General features: G+C 69.6%; 14 protein-coding genes. 11 read left to right on the top strand and 3 right to left on the bottom strand.

Features of this window, described 5'->3' with window-relative positions:
* Positions 1-137: 137 nt before the first annotated feature.
* A complete protein-coding gene (locus AW274_RS21525) occupies positions 138-2,252 on the top strand; it encodes a HelD family protein (protein ID WP_157520629.1) in 2,115 nt (704 codons plus the stop codon).
* Positions 2,253-2,284: 32 nt separating this feature from the next.
* Entirely contained in the window at positions 2,285-3,592 is a 1,308-nt protein-coding gene (locus tag AW274_RS21520) for a lanthionine synthetase LanC family protein (protein ID WP_062435475.1), read from the top strand.
* 66 nt (positions 3,593-3,658) lie between these two features.
* Here the strand turns inward: AW274_RS21520 and AW274_RS21515 are convergent, their stop codons facing one another.
* The gene (locus AW274_RS21515; protein WP_062435473.1) at positions 3,659-6,520 is read right to left on the bottom strand and encodes a discoidin domain-containing protein; all 2,862 of its coding nucleotides are present in this window, start codon (positions 6,518-6,520) and stop codon (positions 3,659-3,661) included.
* 564 nt (positions 6,521-7,084) lie between these two features.
* Between AW274_RS21515 and AW274_RS21510 the strand changes: the two genes are divergently transcribed.
* From AW274_RS21510 to AW274_RS21475, 8 genes are all read left to right on the top strand, one after another.
* Complete coding sequence (locus AW274_RS21510) at positions 7,085-8,095, top strand: LacI family DNA-binding transcriptional regulator (protein ID WP_062341258.1); 1,011 nt, start codon at positions 7,085-7,087, stop codon at positions 8,093-8,095.
* Positions 8,096-8,549: 454 nt separating this feature from the next.
* A complete protein-coding gene (locus AW274_RS21505; protein ID WP_063813529.1) occupies positions 8,550-9,932 on the top strand; it encodes an ABC transporter substrate-binding protein in 1,383 nt (460 codons plus the stop codon).
* Positions 9,933-10,000: 68 nt separating this feature from the next.
* Positions 10,001-10,924 (top strand): carbohydrate ABC transporter permease, encoded by a 924-nt coding sequence (locus tag AW274_RS21500; RefSeq protein ID WP_062435470.1) that lies wholly within the window; start codon positions 10,001-10,003, stop codon positions 10,922-10,924.
* A 28-nt stretch (positions 10,925-10,952) separates the two neighbouring features.
* Positions 10,953-11,927, top strand: coding sequence for a carbohydrate ABC transporter permease (locus AW274_RS21495; RefSeq protein WP_062435467.1), 975 nt, complete (start codon positions 10,953-10,955; stop codon positions 11,925-11,927).
* A gap of 44 nt (positions 11,928-11,971) precedes the next feature.
* Positions 11,972-13,507: a glycoside hydrolase family 13 protein gene (locus AW274_RS21490; protein ID WP_062435464.1), complete on the top strand. Its 1,536-nt coding sequence runs from the start codon at positions 11,972-11,974 to the stop codon at positions 13,505-13,507.
* A gap of 67 nt (positions 13,508-13,574) precedes the next feature.
* The gene (locus AW274_RS21485) at positions 13,575-14,492 is read left to right on the top strand and encodes an ABC transporter ATP-binding protein (protein WP_062435461.1); all 918 of its coding nucleotides are present in this window, start codon (positions 13,575-13,577) and stop codon (positions 14,490-14,492) included.
* Positions 14,493-14,700: 208 nt separating this feature from the next.
* Positions 14,701-15,453 (top strand): ABC transporter permease, encoded by a 753-nt coding sequence (locus AW274_RS21480; protein ID WP_062435458.1) that lies wholly within the window; start codon positions 14,701-14,703, stop codon positions 15,451-15,453.
* Positions 15,446-16,222 (top strand): ABC transporter permease, encoded by a 777-nt coding sequence (locus AW274_RS21475; protein ID WP_062435455.1) that lies wholly within the window; start codon positions 15,446-15,448, stop codon positions 16,220-16,222. The genes AW274_RS21480 and AW274_RS21475 overlap by 8 nt, the downstream gene beginning before the upstream one ends.
* 28 nt (positions 16,223-16,250) lie before the next feature.
* Here the strand turns inward: AW274_RS21475 and AW274_RS21470 are convergent, their stop codons facing one another.
* Positions 16,251-17,264 carry a zinc-binding dehydrogenase gene (locus tag AW274_RS21470; RefSeq protein WP_062436180.1) on the bottom strand — a complete coding sequence of 338 codons (1,014 nt, stop codon included), beginning with the start codon at positions 17,262-17,264 and terminating at the stop codon, positions 16,251-16,253.
* 774 nt (positions 17,265-18,038) lie between these two features.
* On the opposite strand from AW274_RS21470, the gene AW274_RS21465 reads away from it, so the two are divergent.
* A complete protein-coding gene (locus tag AW274_RS21465; RefSeq protein WP_198169347.1) occupies positions 18,039-19,049 on the top strand; it encodes an RNA polymerase sigma factor in 1,011 nt (336 codons plus the stop codon).
* Positions 19,050-19,789: 740 nt separating this feature from the next.
* Here AW274_RS21465 and AW274_RS21460 read toward each other — a convergent pair.
* Complete coding sequence (locus tag AW274_RS21460) at positions 19,790-22,945, bottom strand: AMP-binding protein (RefSeq protein WP_062435452.1); 3,156 nt, start codon at positions 22,943-22,945, stop codon at positions 19,790-19,792.
* Positions 22,946-22,947 lie beyond the last annotated feature (2 nt).

The raw sequence follows: 22,947 nt of genomic DNA, 5'->3' as shown, positions 1-22,947 counted from the left end.
ACCGGGGGCGGCGCATCGGCGAAATCACCGGTCGGGTCACGCCGGATGCGGGCAAAGAAAAAGGAGCTATCCTGGTGAGTTGCGGGCCCCTTGTGCTGCGCAAATCACATAGCTCCGTTGGAGAGGATAGCACTCGCGTGGCCAATCGTCAAGTGCTCGAATTGGAGCAGAGCCGGATCACCCAGCTCTACGACCGGCTCGACACCGTCCGGCGCCGGACGGCCGAGGCCCTCAAGACCGAGTACGCCAAGGGCGCCTCGGGCGGCACCCACCAGGCGCGGGTCGAGCGCGAGGTGTCGGCCAAGGAGCACGCCCGCCGGCTCGCCCAGCTCAACGGCGTCGAGCGCGGCCTGTGCTTCGGGCGCATCGACGACGTCCTGGAGGAGACCCTCTACATCGGCCGCGTCGGGCTGCGCAACGACGACCACGAGACGATCCTGGTCGACTGGCGGGCCCCCGCCGCCCGGCCCTTCTACGCCGCCACCCCCTCCTACCCGGGCACCCTGGTGCGCCGCCGCCACCTGCGGACCAAGGGCCGCACCGTGGTCGGCGTCGACGACGAGGTCTTCGACCTCGACCGCGAGGACGTCGACGGCGGCTTCGTCGGCGAGGCCGCCCTGCTGGCCGCCCTGCGCCGCCGGCGCACCGGCCGGATGGGCGACGTCGTGGCCACCATCCAGACCGAGCAGGACCGGGTGATCCGGTCGGGCCTGCACGGCACGCTCGTCGTCGAGGGCGGGCCCGGCACCGGCAAGACCGTCGCCGCCCTCCACCGCGCCGCCTACCTCCTGTACGCCTACCGCGAGACCCTCGAACGCCGCGGCGTCCTGGTCGTCGGCCCCAACACCACGTTCCTGCGCTACATCAGCCAGGTGCTGCCCTCGCTGGGCGAGACCGACGTCGTGCTGGCCGGCGTGGGCGACCTGTTCCCCGGCGTCACCGCCACCGCCGGCGACGAGCCGTTCCAGGCGGTCATCAAGGGCGACCTCGGCATGGTCGAGGCGGTCGCGCGGGCGGTCGCCGACCGGCAGCGGGTGCCCGAGGGCGACCTGGAGATCCACGTCGACGGCCTCGACCTGGCGGTCCCGCACCACCTCTGCGTCGAGGCCCGCGACCGGGCCCGCCGGTCGGGCCGCCCCCACAACGTGGCCCGCAAGCTGCTGGTGCTCGACCTGCTGCGCGCGCTCGCGATCGACGAGACGGCCAAGCTCGACCGGCCCGCCGACGCCGACGAGCTGGCGTACATCAGGAAGGTTCTGTGGCACGAACCGCCGGTCAGGGCGGCCATCGACGCCCTGTGGCCGGTCGTCACCCCGCAGGAGCTCGTGCGCGGCATGCTCGGCAAGTCGCCCGGCGACCCGTGGACGACCGGCGACATCCCCCTCCTGGACGAGGCCGCCGAGCTGCTCGGCGAGGAGCCCGCCCCGGCGCGGCGCGACGACGGCCGGGCCGAGCAGGAGCTGTTCGCCCGCGAGGTGCTCACCGTCACCGGGGTCGAGGAGGTCGAGGCGGCGCTGCTGGCCGACTGGAACGCCACCCCCGGCGAGGAGGTCACCACCGCCCAGCGGGCCGAGCGCGACCGCAAGTGGATCTACGGCCACGTGATCGTCGACGAGGCCCAGGAGCTCTCGGCGATGGCCTGGCGCATGATCATGCGGCGCATCCCGACCCGCTCGATGACGATCGTCGGCGACATCGGCCAGACCGGCTCCCCGGCCGGCGCGACGAGCTGGGGTGAGATGCTCGACCAGTACGTCACCTGGCGCGAGGAGCGCCTCACCGTCAACTACCGCACCCCCAAGGACGTCATGGACGCCGCCGCCGAGGTCCTGAAGGAGGTCGCCCCCGACCAGGAACCCCCGATTTCGGTCAGGCCCGCCGAGGAGCCGCCCCGCGTGCTCCGGGCCACCGGGGCGGAGCTGAACGACGTGCTCAGGGCGGAGATCGCCGCCGCGGCCGGCGATCTGCTCGCCGACGGGGAGGGCCGGCTGGCCATCATCACGTCCGGTGAACGCTATGCGGAAGTCGCGTCGGCGGTCCCGGAAGCCGTTACGCTCGATCCGCTGGACTCGCCGGTGGCGCTGATGACCGTGACGACCTCAAAAGGGCTCGAATTCGACGGCGTCATCGTCTTGTGGCCCGAGGAACTGGCCGGTCGCGACCTCTACGTGGCGATGACCAGGGCGACCCGCCGCCTGGTGCTGATCCATGAGCGTGAGCTGCCGCCGCCGCTCGCCGGGCTCGCTAAATAGGACTATCCTTGTAGGAAATACCGGGAGGCGACATGGGGCGGACGGAAGCCGACACGCCGGTCACCGCGGCGATCCACGCCGCCCGGTGGATCCGCGAAGCGGCCGTCGACGACGACCACGGCCACCACTGGCTCGCCAACCCCGACCCCGGCGGCCGGTCGGCCAACGCCGGCCACTCGGCCACCCTCTATTCGGGCGCGGCCGGGATCGTCTTGTTCTACCTCGAACTGGCCGCCGCGACCGGCGACCAGTCTTATCTGGACGAGGCCCTCGCCGGCGCCGACCACCTGGTCACCGTCTCCGGCACCATCACCGACCCGACCTTCTACCACGGCCTGATGGGCCTGGTCTTCGCCCTGACCGAGTCCTACTGGGCCACCGGCGACGCCACCCATCAGGTCGCGGCCGAGCGCATCGCCGAGCGGGTGCTCGCCTCGCAGCGGCCGTCCAGAGAAGGACTGACCTGGACCGGCGACGTGTCGCAGCGCGGCGACGGCGGCATCGCTCTCGGCCTGCTCCACATCGCCGGCATGCTGGGCCGCGACGACCTCGAAGAGGTCGCCATCATGACCGGCCGCACCATCGCCGGCCAGGTCGTGCCCGGCCACCAGTTCGGCGCCGAGGGCGGCGACCTCCCGGTCGACGCGGTCACCCCCGGCTTCCTGTCCGGCACCGCCGGATCGGGCTTCCTGATGGCGCGCCTCTACGGCGTGACCGGCGACGGCATGTTCCTCGCGGCGGCCCGCCGGGCGGCCGACTTCGTCCGCATGGTCAGCTCGGTCAGCGACAAGTGCGCCCTGGTGCCCCACCACGTGCCCCACGCGCGGGCGCTCAACTACCTGGGCTTCTGCTCCGGCTCGGCCGGGGTGGCCCGGCTGTTCCACGAGCTCTACCGGGTGACCGGCGACCCCGGCGACCTCGACTGGGTCGAGCGCCTGGCCCGCGGCGTCATCAACAGCGGCGTGCCCGAACGCCGCAGCGAGGGCTACTGGAACGTGGCATGCCAGTGTTGCGGCGCGGCCGGGCTGATCGAGTTCTTCGTCGGCCTGTGGGCGGCGACGGGCACCAGCGAATACCTCGACGTGGCGACCGAACTGGGCGACGACCTGATCGAGCGGGCCACCCGCGACGACGGGCGCGGCATGCGCTGGTACCAGGCGTACCGCCGGCTGCGGCCCCATGAGATCACCGCCGACACCGGTTACATGGTGGGGGCGGCGGGCGTGGGCGCGGCGCTGCTGCACCTGGCCGTCGCCCGCGAGGGGCGCGACGCCCGCCGGGTGATCCTGCTGCCCGACAACCCGTTCCCGGCGATCCCGGTCCCGGCCGACTCCCTTTAGACACACGTTGACGCCCGGGGGGAGGGGCGTCCTCCCTCCTCCCGGGCGCCGGTCACGTGGTCCGGGCTACGAGCCGTACACCTCGAACTCGGACAGTTGCGCCGCCGGCCAGCCGGTGTTGCCGGTGACGTTCAGGCGCAGGTAACGCTGACTGCTCGCGGTGAACGTGATGGTCACCGTGTTGCCGCTCGACGGGTTGAAGACCCGGCCGGCCGAGGCCGAGAGGGTGCTCCACGTCGCGTTGTCCTGCGAGCCGAGGACCGACAGGGTCTGGGTGCGGGTGGCCCAGGCCGTGGCGGGGGGCAGTTTCAGGACCACCCGGCCGACCGTGCGGTTCTGGCCGAGGTCGACGGTGATCGTCTGGGGGAAGGCGTTGTTGGTGCTCTCCCAGTACGAGTTGGCGTTGCCGTCGACCGCGTTGCCGGGGCCGTAGTTCTGCGCGACGCCGCTGGCGGTCGCCGGGCGGCCCTGCGCCAGGTTCCCGGCCGGCTGGCTGGGAGTGGGCGAGGGCGACGGCGAGGGGGACGGCGACGGGTTCGTGCCCGGGGTGCCGAAGACCTCGACCGACGAGAGCTGCGCGGCCGGCCAGCCGGTGTTGCCCGTCACGACGACGCGCAGGTAGCGGACCGTCGCGGCGGTGGTGTTGATCGACACCGTGTTGCCGGTCGCCGGGTTGAAGGTGCGGCCCGCGCTGCCCGACAGCGTCGTCCACGTCGAGTTGTTGGTCGAACCCTCGATCGCGATGGTCTGGGTGCGGGTGTTCCAGGCCGACGCGGGCGGCAGCTTCAGTTCCACCCGCTGCACGTTGACCGGGGCGCACAGGTCGACCGTCAGCGACTGCGGGAAGGCGTTGTTGGCGCTCTCCCAGTACGTGTCGGCGCTGCCGTCGATCGCGTTCTGCGGGGTGAACGACTGGTTCTGGCTGGTCGCCGTGGCCGTCTTGGTGCAGGGCGACGGACTGGGTGACGGACTGGGTGACGGGCTGGGCGACGGAGACGGCGACGGGCTCGTGGGCGGGCTGGGCGAGGGGCTGGGGTTGCCTCCGCCGCCGCCCGGATAGATGTAGTTCGGGTTCGGCCAGGTGCCGGTGCAGGTCGTGCTGCCCGGCGACCAGCCCGAGTTGCCGCCCAGGTCGGTCATCGTGAACGAGCCGCCCACGCAGTTGTGGATCGCCGTCCCGGCGCCGAGGTAGCTGGCCCGCACGTTCTCGAACGTCGTCCGGGCACCAGACTGGGCCTGGATCATGTACGTGCCCGTGCCGGCGATGTTGACGTTCTTGAAGTTGACCGTCTGGGTGCTGCCCTCGATGAAGTGGATGGCGGCGTACGAGCTGTCGATGATGTCGGTGTCGGTCACGTTGATCGTGGCGTTGACCGGCTCGTTGAGGCCGGAGAACCAGATCGCGCCGACGCCGAAGCGCCAGTTGTAGTCGTTGTTGCCGGTCCGGATCAGGGTGTTCCTGGCGACCGTGTGGGTGCCCGCGACCGCGGTGCCCTGGCCGGAGTTGACCCCGGGATAGCGGTTGGCGATGTGGATGCCGCCGCCGTTGGTCAGCGTGTCGGAGACCACGTTGTCGGTGATCTTGATGTCGCGGCCGCCGTAGGTGACGATGTTGTTGGCCAGGATCGGCGCGATCACCGTGTTGAAGCTGAAGGTGTTGTTGACGTTCGCCATCCGGTCGGGCCACATGGCCAGGCCGTCGTCGCCGCTGTTGCGGACGAAGGTGTTGGTCACCGTCGAGTTCGTCACGCCGGTGTGGAAGTTCACGCCGTCGGCGATCTGGTCGACGATCCTGCTGTTGCGGATGACGAAGTTGTTCATGGGGCCGTCCATCCAGGCCCCGACCTTGGTGTTCTCCATCCAGACGTTGTCGACGACCGAGTCGGTCATCGCGCCGCCCATGGCGTTCACCTGGTCGTCGTCCACCCGCTCGCGGATGTCGCCGAGGATGTGCAGGTCGCGGACGACCACGTTGCGGCTGGGCCCGCCGGCCTCGTGGGAGCGGATGCCGCCCTGGTAGCCGCCCCCGGAGACGTACTTGCCGTAGATGCCGACCGCGCGGTTGCGCTGGGTCGGGTGGCGGCCGGTCAGCTTGGTGTACCAGGGGCCGGCGCCGCGCAGCGTGACGCCGTCGACGACGACGTGGTCCCAGAGGGTGTACGTGCCCTCGGGGACGTACACCTCCTTGCCCTGCGCCCTGCCCGCGTCGACCGCGGCCTGGAAGGCGGCGGTGGAGTCGGTCGACGAGTTGCGGGCGGCGCCGAACTCGTCGACCGACAGCGAGCCGGCCGGCCTCTGGATCGCCGAGGGGGCGACCTCGAAGTCGGCCACGTCCACCGTGATCGGGACGTTCGACTGGGCCTGGACGCGGATCTTGGTCCCGGCCTGGTAGGTCTGGCCGAGCAGGGTCTGGGTCTCGTCGTAGAAGTGGTGGGGGTTGGTGTCACCCGGGTTGTTGTTGAACGGGTAGCCGCCGTAGAACCAGCTGTAGACCGAGGTCAGGGACAGGTCCTTGAGCTTGGCGCCGCCGACGCGGATGTCGGCGTTGATCGTCTGGCCCTGGCCGCCGTTCGCGTCGGGGATGCTGTAGCGCACCGTCATCGCGTTGGCGGGCTTGGTCAGGGTGAACTCGACGTACTCGCCGGGGGAGTCGATCGTCACGGCCCGGCGGCCGGAGGCCTCGGAGGGCAGCGTCGTGTAGATGCGGCTGGGCCCGATGAGGGTGCCGTTGTGGGCGACGTCCTCGGCCTCGAACTCGGTGAAGGGGACGGTCGCGCCGCGACCGGGGATGCCCCACACGGAGTCGGCCGAGGCAGCCGCGGAGGCGGTGCCGGAGAGGGTGGGGACGGCCACCACGCCCGCCGCGATCAGGGCGGCGCTCGCGAGGGCGGCGGACAGGCGACGTGAGCGGATTACCGATTCAGGCATCGGCGGACCCTTCTGTCAGGTGCGGGCCCGCGCCGCCGCCGGGGGGTCGGCGGGCCACACGGGCCTGAGGGTGCTCGGCGCCTCCGTCGCGATCGGCGGTGTCGAGATGAGCACACCATAGGATGGCCAACAGAAGTCCGCAATATTTCAACTTGATTTCGCAAAAGCACTGGTCTGATGACGTCTGACAGGGCCTGACCTCTGCGGTCATGGCGTCCGGGACGTGCAACCCGCCCCTGCTTGCTCTCCCGCAGCCCCGCTGAGCTGGCCTTATGAGTAGTTCGAAGGGGCCGGTACGCAAACTTTCGGCCGACCGCCCACGGCCCGTTCGTCTGTAACGTTCATATGTCCCGGGCCCGGTGTAAAGAACACGTAAGCGCGCGTATCTCCTCGCAAACGATCGTTTTCCGGTCACGACCTGGAGCGTTGGCCGATGCGAGGTCATTCCATGATCGTGCGTCGATGGGTGGAAAACGCTCTCATGGCGAGATGGCATCGGGGGAATGCAAGCAGGTTGCGTTCCTTGGGCGTATGATTTGCGCTGTGACACGTCGACTTGCAGAAGTGGCGAAGAAAGTCGGAGTGAGCGAGGCGACCGTCAGCCGCGTGCTGAACGGCAAGCCGGGCGTCTCCGACGCGACCCGCGCGGCCGTGCTGACCGCCCTCGATGTCCTCGGCTACGAGCGCCCGACGCAGCTCCGGGGGGAGCGCGCCCGCCTGGTCGGCCTGGTCCTGCCCGAACTGGGCAACCCCATATTCCCGGCGCTGGCCGAGGTGGTCGGCGGCGCCCTGGCGCAGCGCGGCTTCACCCCGGTGTTGTGCACCCGCACGGCGGGCGGCCTCTCCGAGGCCGACTACGTCGAGATGCTCCTGGAGCAGCAGGTCTCCGGAGTGGTCTTCGCGGGCGGCCACTACATGGAGGCCGACGCCCCCCACGAGCACTACCTCCGGCTGCTCGACATCGGCCTGCCGGTCGTGCTGGTGAACGCCGCCAGCGACAACCTCGACTTCCCGCGGGTGTCCACCGACGACGCCGTCGCGGTGGAGCAGGCGTTCAGCCACCTGGTCTCGCTCGGCCACGAGCGGCTCGGGATAGTGCTGGGCCCCGACGACCACATCCCCTCGCGCCGCAAGCTGGCCGCGATCAACGCCGCCGCCGAGAAGGCCGGCCTGGCCGAGGTCGCGGTCGAGCACGCCATGTTCTCGCTCGAAGGCGGCCAGGCCGTCACCAACCGGCTGATCCGGCTGGGCGTCACCGGCATCATCTGCGCCTCTGACCCGCTGGCGCTTGGAGCGATCCGGGCGGTGCGCCGCATGGGCATGTCGGTGCCCGAAGACGTCTCGGTGGTCGGCTTCGACGACTCGAACTTCATGAACTGCACCAACCCGCCGCTGACCACGGTCCGCCAGCCGATCGAGGCGATCGGCCGCGCCGCCGTCACGCTGCTGGTGAACCAGATCGACGGCACCCCCGTCACGGCCGAGGAACTGCTCTACGAACCGGAGCTGGTCGTCCGGGGTTCCACCGGCCCCGCCAGGATCGGCGCCGGGGTCGGCGTCGGAGTCGCGGTCTGACCCCTCCCGTCCATCACCCGAAGCCCCGCCTTCCTCGGAAGTGCGGGGCTTCTGTGTTGTTCCGGTTCATCTGATCGTCGATTCCCTGCGTGCTGGCAGGAGCTTGTTTGCGGCTGATCCCCGGTGTTTGACTGGAACGGTCACGCCCCTGTCAGTCGTCCCCTCAAGCCTGACAGCGCCGCGAGAACGAGCGTCGAAGCAGGCCATCTCTGTGACCTGCGGGTTCGTGTTTCGTTAGTGTGCGCTGCGTCGCACTGTCACTTTTTTGCATCTTGAGTACATGACTCTTGCTAGCCCTTGTTCGTCTCTGTATGTTTCTCGCAACCGGTAACACGAAGCGGACTCGTAACTCCACCTTCATCGATCGGGCCTTCGGGGGGCTCGTTCCGGAACTTGCCAGACGGACAGGTGCTCTCAAGGTGTCGTGGTTGGCCACGGCAGGAGGGAATCATTGATGCAATCCCGTAAAATCGCGACGTTGCTGGCCGTGGCGGGGCTCGCCCTCGCCGCTGCGGCGTGTGGCTCGGAGGAGACCCCGGCCCCGGCCGCGAACCCCTCTGCCGGTGGTTCGGCCCCGGCCGCCGAGAACGCCCCTGTGACGATCAGCGTCGGCTGCCAGCCGCCGAAGACGAACCCGAAGGAGCGCGCGCAGTGGGACGCGGACGTCACCGCGTTCCAGGCGAAGTTCCCCTACATCACGATCGAGAGCAAGGACGCGTTCCCCTGCATCGTTCCTGAGACCTTCCAGGCGAAGCTCGCCGGCGGCCAGATGGAAGACCTGTTCTACGTCTACTACACCGACGCCGCCCGCATCATCGGGGCCGGTCAGGCCGCCGACATCACGCCCTACCTGAGCGAGGCCCCGCACTTCGCGGAGATCCGCCCCGACGTGAAGGGCGTCTTCGAGTCCGGCGGCAAGACCTACGGCGTGCCGCGCACCAACTACGCCACCGGCCTGGTCTACAACCGCGCGCTGTTCACCCAGGCGGGCCTCAACCCGGACATGCCGCCCAAGACCTGGGCCGAAGTCCAGGACGCCGCCAAGAAGATCGCCGGGCTCGGCAACGGCTACGTCGGCTTCGGCGAGTACTCCGCCGGCAACACCGGCGGCTGGCACTTCACCTCCTCCATCTACGCCCGCGGCGGCGCGATGGTGAGCGACGACGGCAAGATGGCCGCGTTCAACAGCGAGCAGGGCAAGGCCGTGCTGGAGAACCTCCGCAAGATGCGGTGGGACGACAACAGCATGGGCACCAAGCAGCTGCACCGCTGGGAAGACCTCATGCGGATGATGGGCTCCGGCAAGCTCGGCATGATGATCGGCGCCCCCGACGTCGTCCAGGCCGTGAACAACGACTTCAAGGGCAAGTTCGAGGACTACGGCGTGACCGCGCTCCCCGAGTCGACCCAGTCGCTGTCCGGCGGCGACGGCTACATGTTCAACGCGAAGGCCACCCCCGACCAGATCAAGGCCGGTCTGAAGTGGCTGGAGTTCAAGTTCCTCACCCCGGGCCAGGGCCAGTTCGACTACGCCCGCAACAAGGCCGACGGCCTGCCCACCGGCCTGCCCCTCACCGACCTCTACGGATCGGCCGCCCCCGGCGCGCAGATCCAGTCGGACCGTGAGGCCAACGCCAACGTCCCGACCGAGCACTTCGCCCCGTACGTCGACGGCACGAAGTCGGTGACCTTCAAGCTGGAGCCGCCGAAGGCCCAGGAGATCTACGCCATCCTCGACACCCCGATGTCGGCGGTCCTGACGCGCAAGGACGCCAACATCGACGAGCTGCTGGCGGACGCGGAGGAGAAGGTCAACAAGCTGCTGGCAGCGGGCTGACCTGAAGTTCGGGGGTCGGTCGCAGGGCCGGCCCCCGATTTACACGTTGAGATTGTGAGCGCAAACCGATGACGACTCTCTCCGCGAAGGACGTCCGGCCGCCCCGGCAGCGGCCCCCCGGAGCCCTGCGGCGCGCGGTGAGCCGGAACCTCACGGCCTACAGCTTCCTCTCCGGGGCGCTGATCTGCTTCGCGTTCTTCTCCTGGATCCCGATGGTCCGGGAGTTCATCCTCTCGTTCCAGAAGACCAACTTCGTGAACTCCACGGAGTGGGTCGGCCTGGAGAACTTCCGCACCGTGCTCGACGACCCGGCCTTCCTCTCGGCCTGGGTCAACACCGCGATCTTCACCCTGCTGGCGCTGGTCTTCGGCTACGTCGTGCCGTTCGTGTTCGCGGTCGTGCTGAACGAACTCCGGCACGCCCAGGGCTACCTCCGGCTGATCGTCTACCTGCCGGTGATGCTGCCGCCCGCCGTGGCGGTGCTGCTGTTCAAGTGGTTCTACGACCCGGGCGCCGGCCTGTTCAACCAGGCCCTGGGCCTGGTCGGCATCCCCCCGCTGAGCTGGCTCGACTCGACCACGACCGCCCTGCCCTCGCTCGTCATCGTCTCCACCTGGATGAACCTCGGGACCGGCACGCTGATCTACCTCGCGGCCCTCCAGAGCATCCCCAGCGAGCTCTACGAGGCGGCCGAGCTCGACGGCGCGGGCCTGTTCAAGCGCGTGTGGCACATCACGATCCCGCAGACGCGGCTGATCCTGCTGGTCATGCTGCTGCTCCAGATCGTGGCGACCATGCAGGTCTTCATCGAGCCCTTCCTGCTGACCGGCGGCGGCCCCGAGAACGCGACCGTGACGGTGGCCTACCTCATGTACCAGTACGCGTTCAGCTTCGGGAACTTCGGCGGCGGCGGCGCCCTCGGGCTGATGCTGATGCTCGTCCTCATCGTCTTCTCCGCCTTCTACCTGCGCGTCTCGCGCGACCGTACCTAGCCGAGACCGGCAGAGAGGAGGAACACCGATGTCGCAGAGCACCGTCCAGCGGCCCCCGAGGGCCGTCAAGGACTCCGCGCCGGCGCCCAAGCACGCGCGCCGGCGCCGGAAGACGAAGGAACGGCCGCAGCAGTTCCGCGGCCTGGTGTCGCCCCACACCTTGACCACCCGGCGCGGGAAGATCGTCTACTGGACCGTCCTGACGTTCGTGGTCACCGGCTTCACGCTCGCCTTCGTGTTCCCGCTGTACTGGATGGTCACCGGCGCGATGAAGTCGCCCGACGAACTCGTCGCGGTGCCGCCGACCTTCTTCCCGGAAGAGCTGAACTTCTCGGTGTACGCCGAGGCGTGGGACCTGCTCGACCTCGGCACCTTCCTGAAGAACACCCTGATCTACGCGGCCGGCGCCTGGTTCTTCACGCTGACCTTCGACGTGGCGGCGGCGTACGCGCTGTCGAAGCTGCGGCCGGCGTTCGGCAAGGTGGTCCTGGCGCTGGTGTTGTCGACGCTGATGATCCCCCCGATGGTGATCCTGCTGCCGGCCTACCTGAGCGTGGTGGAGCTGCCGATATTCGGATGGAACCTGCTGAACACCCCGTGGGCCATCTGGTTGCCCGCGGCGGCCAACGGGTTCTTCATCTTCCTGCTCAAGCGGTTCTTCGACTCGATCCCGCGTGAGCTGCTGGAAGCCGCCCAGATCGACGGCGCGTCGCCGATGCGTATCCTCTGGTCGGTGGTTCTTCCGGTGTCCCGGCCGATCCTCGGGGTGGTCTCCATCCTGGCGGTGGTCAACGTCTGGAAGGACTTCGTCTGGCCGCTGCTGGTGCTGCCGGACAGCGAGAAGATGTCGATCAGCGTCGGCATCTCCTCGCTTTCGGCTCAGATGCCGCAGAACGTCCTGATCGCGGCTCTCGTCATCGCGAGCATCCCGGCGATCCTGGTGTTCCTGGTGTTCCAGCGCAGCATCATGGCCGGTCTGACGGCGGGAAGCCTAAAAGGCTGACCCTGCCGACCACTCTCCAATAAAGCCTAAGGAGTTGTTCCAGCATGCCCGAAACGTGGTGGCGGGGGGCCGCGATCTACCAGGTCTACCTGCGCAGCTTCGCCGATGGAAACGGCGACGGCATCGGCGACCTCGCCGGTCTGCGCAGCCGCCTGGCCTACCTCGCCGACCTCGGTGTCAACGCTCTGTGGCTGGTGCCGTGGTATCCGTCCCCGATGGCCGACGGCGGCTACGACGTGGCCGACTACCGGGCCATCGAGCCGTCGTTCGGCGACCTGGCGGAGGCCGAGAGGTTCATCGAGGAGGCCCACGAGCTGGGCATCAAGGTGATCATCGACGTCGTCCCGAACCACCACTCCGACCAGAGCGAGTGGTTCAAGGCGGCGCTGGCGGCCGGTCCCGGTTCGCCCGAGCGGGAACGCTTCTGGTTCCGCGACGAGCCCGGCGACTGGAAGTCGATCTTCGGCGGCCCGGCGTGGACCCAGGTGCCCGACGGCCAGTGGTACCTGCACCTGTTCGCGCCCGAGCAGCCCGACTTCAACTGGACCAACCCGGAGGTCCACCAGGAGTTCCACGACGTGCTGCGGTTCTGGTTCGACCGCGGCGTCGACGGCATCCGGATCGACTCGGCGGCCGTGCTGGTCAAGAACTTCGAGGGCGGCGACCCCGACGGCTACACCGACCTGCCCGAGGTCCACGACGTCTACCGCAGCTGGCGGCGGCTGGCCGACACCGAGTACACCGACCGGATCTTCATCGGCGAGGTGTGGTTCCCCGACCAGGAGCGGTTCGCCCGCTACCTGCGCCCCGACGAGCTGCACACGGCGTTCAACTTCGACTTCCTGGCCGCCCCCTGGGAGCCGGCCGCGCTGCGCGCCTCGATCACCACGACGCTGGAGACGCACGCCCCGCTGGGCGCGCCGGCCACCTGGGTGTTGTCGAACCACGACGTGACCCGCGTGGTGACCCGCTACGGCCGGGAGACCACCTCCTGGGACCACGGCGCCCGCCGCGACGGCTTCCCGTCGGACCTGGAGCTCGGCTACCGCCGGGCCAGGGCGGCGGCGCTGCTGGCCATGGCCCTGCCCGGCGGCGTCTACATCTACCAGGGCGAGGAACTGGGCCTGCCGGAGGTCGACGACATCCCCGGCGAACTTCGCCAGGACCCGATGTGGGTGCGTTCCGGGCACACCGTGCCGGGCCGCGACGGCTGCCGGGTGCCGCTGCCGTGGTCGGGCCAGGAGAAGCCGTTCGGCTTCGGCGCCGGCGAGCCGTGGCTCCCCCAGCCCGCCGACTGGAACAAGCTGACCGTCGAGGCGCAGAACGAGGACCTCGGCTCGATGCTGAGCCTCTACCGCTCCGGCCTCAAGCTGCGCCGGGAACTGCTCGGCGACGGCACCCTGACCTGGTGCGAGTCGCGCGACGACGTGCTCGCCTTCCAGCGCGACTCGGGCCTGGTCTGCGTCGTGAACCTGGGCGCCGAACCCGCGCCGCTGCCCCCGCACACCGAGGTGCTGCTGGCCAGCGGCCCCCTGGAGGGCGACGAACTGCCCTCCGACACAGCCGTCTGGCTGCGCTAGATACCCGGGCCCGTGACCGCTCGTGGGAAGGCGGTCACGGGCTCGCGCCACCAACGGGGGTATTTCGATGGCACTGATCGAGGCCGAGAGGCTGGAGAAGAGTTATCCCGGGACCGACTTCACAGCCGTGGCCGGGATCGGGTTCCGGGTCGAGCGCGGGGAGGCCTTCGGCTTCCTCGGGCCGAACGGGGCCGGGAAGTCGTCGACGATGCGGATGCTGGCGTGCGTGTCGCAGCCCAGCGGGGGCAGCCTGCGCATCCTCGGCGACGATCCGGTCGTCCACGGCCGCGCGTTACGGGCCCGGCTCGGCGTCGTCCCGCAGGACGACGCACTCGACCTGCAGCTGACCGTCCGCGAGAACCTCATCGTGTACGGCCTGTACTTCGGCCTCTCCCTGAAGCACATGCGGGCCAAGAGCGCCGAGCTGCTGGAGTTCGCCCAACTGGCAGACAAGGCGGGCGAGCGCGTCGAACACCTCTCTGGCGGCATGCGCCGCCGCCTCACCATCGCCCGCTCCCTGGTCAACGACCCGGAGATCCTGCTGCTCGACGAGCCGACCACCGGCCTCGACCCGCAGGCCAGGCACATCCTGTGGGACCGCCTGTTCCGCCTGAAGAGCGCCGGCGTCACCCTGATCCTCACCACCCACTACATGGACGAGGCCGAGCAACTCTGCGACCGCCTGGTCATCATGGACAAGGGCCGCATCGCCGACGAGGGCACCCCCCGCGACCTCATCGACCGCCACGTGACCCGCGAGGTCGTCGAACTGCGTTTCCCGCCGGGGGAGCAAGAACAGGCCGCCGAGAAACTGGGCGGCGACGTGGAGGTCCTCCCCGACCGGTTGCTCTGCTACGCCGACGACGGCGACGCGGCCCTGGCTCGGGTGACCGAGGTCGGCTTGCGCCCCCTGACGGCCCTCGTGCGCCGCGCCACGCTGGAGGACGTCTTCCTCCGCCTCACCGGCCGATCACTGACCGACTGATGACCGGCCATGACAAGCGACGCCGCACGGTTCATGGCGTGGTCGCCGGAGGGCTGATGGCCGGTCATGTGAAAGGGCCTCGCACGGTCTATGGCGCGGTCGCGGGAGGATCGATGGCCGGTCACGTGAAGGGGCCTCGTCCGGCTCACGGTGTGGTCGGCGGTGGGCGGTGCGCTTCGGCTGAGGGCCGGCCCTCGCGGGTGGCCCGATGACCCGCTCGCTGGCCTATTGGCTGTTCCGTTATCGCCGGACCTGGCAGGGTACGGTCGTCGTCTCGATCGCCAACCCGCTGCTCTTCCTGCTGGCCATCGGCGCCGGGCTCGGCTCCCTGGTGCGGGGTGACGTCGAAGGCGTGTCCTACCTGCAGTTCTTCGCGCCGGGGGTGCTGGCCGCGGCCGCGTTCCAGAACGCGTTCATCGACGCCGGGTTCGGCGTGGCGACGGCGCGCGGCCGGGAGCGCGTCTACCAGACCGCCGTCGCCACACCGCTCTCGTCCGGCGAGGTGATGGGCGGGCACCTGCTGTTCGTGGCGTTGCGGGTGTTCGTGGGAGCGCTCGCGTTCGTGGTGGTGATGGCCCTGTTCGGGCTGTTCTCTTCTTTCGGTACGGCCCTCGCCGTCGTGCTGGCCGCCACGCTCACCGGGATCGCGCCCGCGACCGTCGTCGCCGCATGGGCGGTGACCGTGACCGACTTCCCGCGCCTGAACACCGTGTTCCGGTTCGTGGTCATGCCCATGTACCTGTTCTCCGGCACGTTCTTCTCCGTCGAACAGTTGCCCGCCGCCCTCCAGACGATCATGTACGCCCTCCCGCTCTGGCACGGCGCCGACCTCTGCCGATCCCTGGCCCTCGGCACCGCCACCCCCGGCATGACCCTCCTGCACGTCGCCTACCTGGGCGCCATGGCCGTCGCCGGGGTTTTGATCGGGCGGGTCACCTTCCGGAAGGTGCTCTATGTCTAGGCTCCCGGCCGCCGGCGGCGCCCACCTGGTCGTGCTGCGCAACGTGTGGGTGCACAAGGGCGGCACCCCGTGGACGATGGCCCTGTTCTCCGTCTACGAACCGATCCTCTACCTGCTGGCCCTGGGCGTCGGCGTGGGCGCGCTCGTCGGGGAGGTCCCGGGGATCGACGTCCCGTACGCCGCCTTCGTCGCCCCCGCCCTGCTCGCCGTGGCCATGATGAACAGCGCCCTGGAGGAGACCACCAACACGGTCTACGGAAAACTCACCTTCGACCGCTTCTACCACTCGCTGCTGGTCACCCCGATGACCGTGCGCGGCATGGTCGCCGGGGAACTCCTCTGGGCCGCCGCCCGCGCCCTGGTCACCGGCGTCGGCTTCCTGGTCGTGATCGCCGCGTTCGGCCTGGTCAGCTCGCCGTGGGCGATCATGGCCGTCCCGGCGGGCCTGCTGACGGCGTTCGCGTTCGGCGCCTTCGGCCTGGCGGCGGCCGGCTATGCGCGCGGCTGGCACAGCTTCCAGTACGTCCAGCTCGTGATGTTGCCCATGTTCCTGTTCGCGACGACCTTCTACCCCGTCACGGTCTACACCGACTGGGTGCGACTGCTGGTGGAAGCGCTCCCGCTCTACCACGCGATCGAACTCAGCCGGGGCCTGGCGTTGGGCGACGTCGGCCCGGGGCTGCTGCTGAACGCGGCCTACCTGGCCGTGTTCGGCGGCGTGATGCTGGCAGTGGCCCAAACCCGCTGGGCCACGTTGATGGCCAGGTGACGCCCGGGGCGCACCGCCTCCGCACCGGTCAAGGGCGCAGGACGAGGCGGATCGGGTCGCCTTCCTTGCGAGCCAGCCGGTCGAGAGCGGCCGGAGCCTGCGACAGCGGCAGGACGTCGCTGATCGACGCGGTCAGGTCGAGCCGCCCGCGCACGGCCAGCTTGACCAGTTGCGGCACGTGTTCCGGATGCGAGCCGAAGTGGCCGCGCACCGACTGGCCGAAGTAGGCCAGCGCGATGTCGCTGGGCAGGGCCAGCGGCTCGCCGGCCAGCCCGGCCACGATCAGCCGCCCGCCCTTGCCGAGCAGCGACAGGGCCTGCTCGCGAACCGGACCGATGCCGGCGAAGTCGAAGGCGACGTCCAGTCCCAGGCCGCCGGTCAGTCTGCGGACGGTGTCGGGCAGCCCGGGGTCGGCCGGGTCGAGCGCGTCGTCGGCGCCGAACCTGAGCGCCCGCTCCCTGGCCGCCGGAAGAGGATCGATCGCGATCACCGGGGCCGCGCCGATGAGGCGCAGCAGCTGTACCGCGTGCGTGCCGAGCCCGCCGACGCCCCAGACCGCCACCGCGTCACCCGGACGCGTGGCCGCCGTGACGGTCACGGCCGCCCACGGCGTGGAGACGGCGTCGGGGATGACGCACGCCTGCTCGAACGACAGGCTGCCGGGGATCGGCACCAGTGAGCGGGTGGTGGCCAGCGTGTACTGGGCGTAGCCGCCGTCGTAGTCGACGCCCCGGGTCTGGGAGACGCCGTGCCGGTCCCTGTCGAAGGCCTGCAGCACGACCCGGTCGCCCGCGGCCCAGTCGGTCACACCCGCGCCGAGGGCGTCCACCACGCCGGCCACCTCGTGGCCCAGCGTCACCACCTCGCCTTTCAGCAGCAAGGGTGTGAGCGTGCCGTCGGCGAGGTGCACGTCGGACAGGCACACACCCGCCGCACGCACCTCGACCCTGACCTGCCCGGGACCGGGCTCGGGCACCGGTACCTTCTCCATGCGCAACTCGCGGGAGGGGATGTGGAGCCGGGCTGCGAGCATCTCGGCCATGGTCACCTGCTTTCGTATCGGTCAGACAGATCGGCGGCCGCTGATGGCACGGACGTGCCCCAGCGCCGCGGCCGGGCAGGAGGTGAAACGAGGACTTCTCACCTGCTGCCCGGCGGGTGAGCGGGCGTGATCAGTAGAGGGCGCGGTCGACCCAGAACCTCTCCCAGACCCCGACGGAGTCGGCGCGTGCCCGGAGCAGGCCCATTCGGCGGAGACGTACCGGGTGCTGTTCTGGGCGCTGAGAGTGATGCTGGAACACGAGTCATCCTCGTAATTCCAGTCGGGCTGGATGGGAGGGGCCGGCGAGCTTCGAAGCGGAGGCGGAGGCCGTACCGGCGGGCGCCGACGCCATGGAGATCAGCGCGACCGTGCCGAGGGCGTTTCTGAGGTTCATCCATCCCCGCCTTCTGTGATCTTCCTGTTCTCTGTACGTCCGGCCACCGGTGGCCCGTACCGCTCATCTGCGTGCGCGGGTCCCAGACAAGATGCGCCCACTGGACGGAAAGTTCGATCCTCTGCTCGGTCGGTACGGGGAGCGTCGCGAATCCCGCAGTCGCAGCGGTCGCCGTGCAGAGCGGTGTCAGCTTGGGTCAGGCCGCAATGCCGACCGCGCAGTCGGCGAGCTCGTGCATGGCGATTCGCACGGTTTCGGTCGCCTGAGTGCGTACTTTTCCCTACTCGGGCAGGAACCCCGTCACCTGCCCTGCGCGCAGAATCGCCTCTGACGTGGGGTGATGGCTGGGAATCCTGTCTCCCCGCCGGTGCAGCGGGATTATGGGACGTCCGCCGCGGCCATTTCGTGTCATTAGCCTCGATGGCATGGGGGACGCCATAGTCACAGACGTCGATCTCGTTCATGGAGCCCAATCCGGCGATGTCGGCTCGCTCGGTCTGCTGCTGGCCAGGCACCAGGCGGACATGCGGGCGGTGGCGTTGAGCATGCTCGGATGCGGCCCCGACGCCGATGACGCCTTTCAGGACGCCGCTCTGATCGTGTTGCGCCGTATCGGGGAGCTTCGTGATCCCGCCGCCCTGGCGCCGTGGCTGAGAGCGATCGTGCGCAACTCCTGCCGGATGCGGTTTCGCGCTACGACGTCGATACCCGTCGAGAACGTCGAGGTACTGATCTCGACCCGCGGCGAGCCCAATGTGGAGGAACTGCTGGATGATCACGCCCTACGCGACTGGGTCTGGCACGCCCTCGGCGAGTTGTCGCCCCGCCTGCGTCTGGTGACGATGTTGCGCTACTTCACCGCGGCCTCCGCCTACGAGCACATCGCCCACCTGTGCGACATCCCGGTCGGGACGGTGCGGAGCCGGCTCAGCCAGGCGCGGGCCAAACTGTCGGAGGCGCTGCTGACGACGGCGAGCCTGGCTCACGACGACGTGGCCGTCCAGGAGAAGAGGTGCCGCCAGGAGGCGGAGGAAACGCTGCGGGCCGCCCGGCGCGGCAGGTTCGCGGAGGCGCTGACGAACCTCTGCTCGCCCGAGGTGGAGGTCACCACGATGAAGCGCAAACGCGTCCAGGGCATCGACTGGCTGCTGAAGACGATGGACCGCGAACTCGAGGCCGGCGTGCGGCAGAATTCCGCGAACGTGGTGATCGGCCGTGACGTGGTCATCTGGGAGAACAGCCTCATCACCCCGCCTGATGACCGTTATGACTGCCCGCCCACCGTCATCTGGATGAACTTCCTGCAGGCGGATCGTGTCCGCGAAATCCGGCTGTTCCACCCGCACCGCAACGAGAACGTCCCATGCCGATGCTGCCACGGCCATCGGTGACGCCAGCGGGATGATCTCAACCGACCGGGGCACCGCGGGTTACGACGGCTGACGGTGAACCTGGGTGACGGATGCCGGCATCACCGAACCTCTTCTCCGGCTGAACGCCGAGCTGCGACGACGGCCCCTCGCATGGCAGTCCTGGGCCTGATCCACCGCTGACACCAGGTCGGCAAAAACCGTGCAGGCCGGATCGTGCGGCGGTGGTGCATCATCCCGATTTCGTCCACCTCTTACCGCCGCCGCACCCATGCTCGCCTGGTCGCCGTGCGCTCCACATGCTTCCTCTGTGCTTGTCGTCACCGGCAGGCCCAAGGATGATCCGATCGTGAATCAGTCGGCAAGCTATCTGTGGCGGGGCCTGCTCGGTGCCGGCGCGGCTCTCGCTCTCTACGTTGCCGTGGCCATCCCCGTCTTCTTCCTGACGTTCAGCCTCGGAGTGCTACCGATCCTCATGTTCTGGTGCCGTTGGGGTTCCTGGTGGTCGGCGTGCTCAGAGTCATCGTCGTCTCGACAACCACCCGGTCGCCGACGACTCTGCCGTTCTGGTGCGGATGGACGCTGTCTCCAGGCACATACTTCGTGCTCCTCTTCACACTCTGACGCCGCACCCAGTGCGAAGAAGGAACTCTGCGAAGGTCCGAAGAGTGCCCCTGCCTGGAGGCCATCGCCCGGGACCACGCCCTCCGGCCTGGACGACCAGAGCCGGGTGCCCGGCCACGCCGGAGGCGCGGCTGTGATCAGGTGACGCGCCGGACGAAGTCGGCGGCCAGGTCGGCGATGGCGGCTGCTTCATAGGCGTGCCGGTTGTAGATGAGCTGGCCGCGCAGCGTCCCGTCGTGCGACTCGCTGATCAGGATTTCCGGCGGGTGCAGGTCGGGGTCGTCGTCGGGCAGCGTCCACTCCATGATCGGCCCGGCCGGGACGTCGAACTCCTCCGACGGCACCCCCGGCAGGTGGGCCGGGTGACCCCAGCTCTCGAACCGGAAGTACGCCGGGAACGGCACCGCCGCGTGCAGGTGCCCCCAGTCGTGGAACTGCCGCTCGGAGGCCGCGAGCGACTCCCGCCTCACGTGGTCGACCACGTCGGGCAGCGCGCCCGTGCCCGGCACGGTGATGAGGTTCCACCGGAACAGGCAGCCGACCGCGTTCTCGAACCCGGGCTTCGACCGCCCGCTGACCGGGGTGGCGAGCACGAGCTCGGGGGCCCGCGCCCACGCGCCGAGGGTCAGCGCCCAGGCCGCCGCCAGCGTCATCGACACCGTGGCCCCCCGGGAGCGGGCCAGTTCCCGGACGTCCGGAACCGGGAAACGATGCGCGTCGGCCAGGTAGCGCCGCACGTCCCGGGCCCGACCGGGGAGCCGTTCCAGCGACGCAGGAGCGTCGTCCAGGACGGCCTCCCACCAGGGGCGGTGCCGCGTCCATTCGAGGCGTTCCCATGCGACGACGTCGCCGTAGGAGACCGCCGGCGGCAGCGGCGACGGCGCGCCGTGCCGGAAGGCCGAGTAGAGCACGCCGAGCTCCCGCAGCAGCACCGTGGCCGACCCGCCGTCGAAGACCAGGTGGTGGACGGACACGACGAGCACACACCCCGTCGGCAACTCGATGACCTCGACCCGGAGCAGCGGCCCGCCCTCGACGTCGAACGGCGCCCGCACCCGCTCGGCCGCCAGCAGCGCCGCCTCCTCCTCGTTCTCCCGCTGGTGGACGCCGATCGGCACCTCCACCGACGCGACCACTCCGACGCCGGGATGCCGGAAGACCGTCCGCAGGCTGTCGTGCCGCCGGACCAGCTCCGCCACCGCCCGCCTCAGCACCCCGAGGTCGAGCCCGTCCGGGACCCGCACCGCGACATGGACGGGCGGCATGTGGCGCCGCTCTCCGGAGGCGTGCATCCACCGCCACCAGTGGGCTTGCACTCCGGAGAGGGCGCCGTCCTCCAGCACCACGTCACCGCCGTTGGAGACGGTGGCGACCGCGTCCCGGATCTGCGCGGCCTGCCGACCCAGCGAGGGCCGGTCGAACGCGAACGTCCCCTCGACGGGAACCCCGAACTTCTCGGCCACCCGCGCGGCGAGCTGGGCGGCCCGGAGGGAGTCCCCGCCGAGGGCGAAGAAGTCGTCGTCCGCGCTGGTGATGGGCACCCCGAGCACACCCGTCCACAACCGGGCAAGGGCCCGCTCCTCCGCGGACTCCAACGGCCGCCCGGCAGGCTTGGCGGCGGCGAACAACGCCCGAACCTCAGCCTTGACGACCTTCCCGAGCTCGTTCCGCGGCAGCGCGTCGACGAAGACATAACGCGACGGCACCTCATTACGCGCCAGCCGCTGATGCAGAAAAGCCCGCAACCGATCGGCGGTCAGAACATCACCACCGGACACAGGCTCTTCGGAAACATGGCCACCAGACTTAGAAGCCTCCAGTGCGGCGTCGCCGAGTATCCAACCTTTGGGGGCGTCATCGCCGGATCCCGGGGTTTCCAGAGCGGTGTCGCCAGACGCTGATGTCTCCGCCGCAGTGTCGGTAAAAGTCGAAGATGCTGATGCGGTGTCGACGGAACTCTCTGGCACCGTGTGGTCGGCGGGTTTGAGGGTTTCCCCGGCGGTGTCGCGCGCACATGGCTTCTCTGTTTGTGCCTGTTTTCGGACCACCGCTGCGGCGATCATCTGCCCCATCGTGGCGTGGGGTAGGCCGATCACGGCTGCGTCGGCGACCCACGGGTGTTCCCGGATCGCCGTCTCCACCTGTGGCAGTGAGATCTTGAGCCCGCCCGACTTCACGACGTCGCTCTCCCGGCCGACGAGGTAGAGATACCCGTCACCGTCGAGACGGCCGAGGTCGCCCATCCGGGTCCAGCCGTCCCGAAAGGTCTTCGCGCTGGTCCCCGGGTCGCCGTAGTAGGTCCGCTGAGCGGAGGCCGGAGCGCGCAGCCACACCTCGCCGACCTCGCCCGGGGAAACGGGCGTGCCCTCCTCGTCGGCGATCATCAGGTCGCCGCGGCTGGTCGCCCGCCCGACCGAGTCGGGACGGCGGGGGTCGACGATCATCGTCGTCTGCGCGGGGACCGCCTCGGTCGACGTGTAGTAGTTAACGATCGTGGCCCGGGGAAAGACGTCCGGCAGGCCGGCCGCCACCCTCGGCGGCAACGCGTCGGCCGAGGAGCTCAGCAGAATCACGCTCGACAGGTCGTGGGCGCGCCAGGCCCCGGAGTCGAGGAGTTCGGTCGCCATCGCGGGCACCACGAAGACCGTCCCGGCGCGGAACTTCTCGATCAGGCCGCAGAATTCGGCCGCGTCGAAGCGGGCCGCCGCCACCGCCGTCGGATGTGCTGTCAGGGTGTTGACCAGCATCATCTGCCCGGCGTTGGTGCCGATCGGGAACGCGTGCAGGAAGTGCGCCGAGTGGCCGAACGCCCGGAACGGCGGACGCTCGGCGTGGCCCCAGGCCAGGTTGGCGTGGGTGGCCATGACGCCCTTCGGCTGCCCCGTGGTGCCCGAGGTGTAGAGGATCTGGGCGGGATCCTGAGGGGAGAGGTCGACGTCGGGCACCCCCGCGCCCGACGGCGCCTCGGTCAGCACCCACCGTGCCCCGCAGTCGTCGGTCATCACCTTCAGGGCGGCCGCCGACTGCCGCGCGGACAGTGGAACGGCCACGCCGCCAGCGCGCAAGACCGCCATGCACGTGATGGCGAAATCGACCCATCGATCGTTATCGAAGAGCAGGCCGACCCGATCGCCTCGTTGCAAGCCCTTGCCGAGCAGGGCGCAGGCCCCGGAGCCGGCTTTCGCGTCCCATTCGCCGAACGTCAGCTCTCGCCCGTCTGTGCTGATCAGGGCGGTTCTGTCCGGTTGTTCGACCGCCCTCGCTCGAAGTAAGTGGGGGAGGGTCGCGGTCATGG

The organism is Herbidospora daliensis (genome assembly GCF_001570585.1).
Classification (GTDB): domain Bacteria; phylum Actinomycetota; class Actinomycetes; order Streptosporangiales; family Streptosporangiaceae; genus Herbidospora; species Herbidospora daliensis.
The sequence above is the reverse complement of the archived record's forward strand: the minus strand, read 5'-3'. Positions and strand labels throughout refer to the sequence as shown.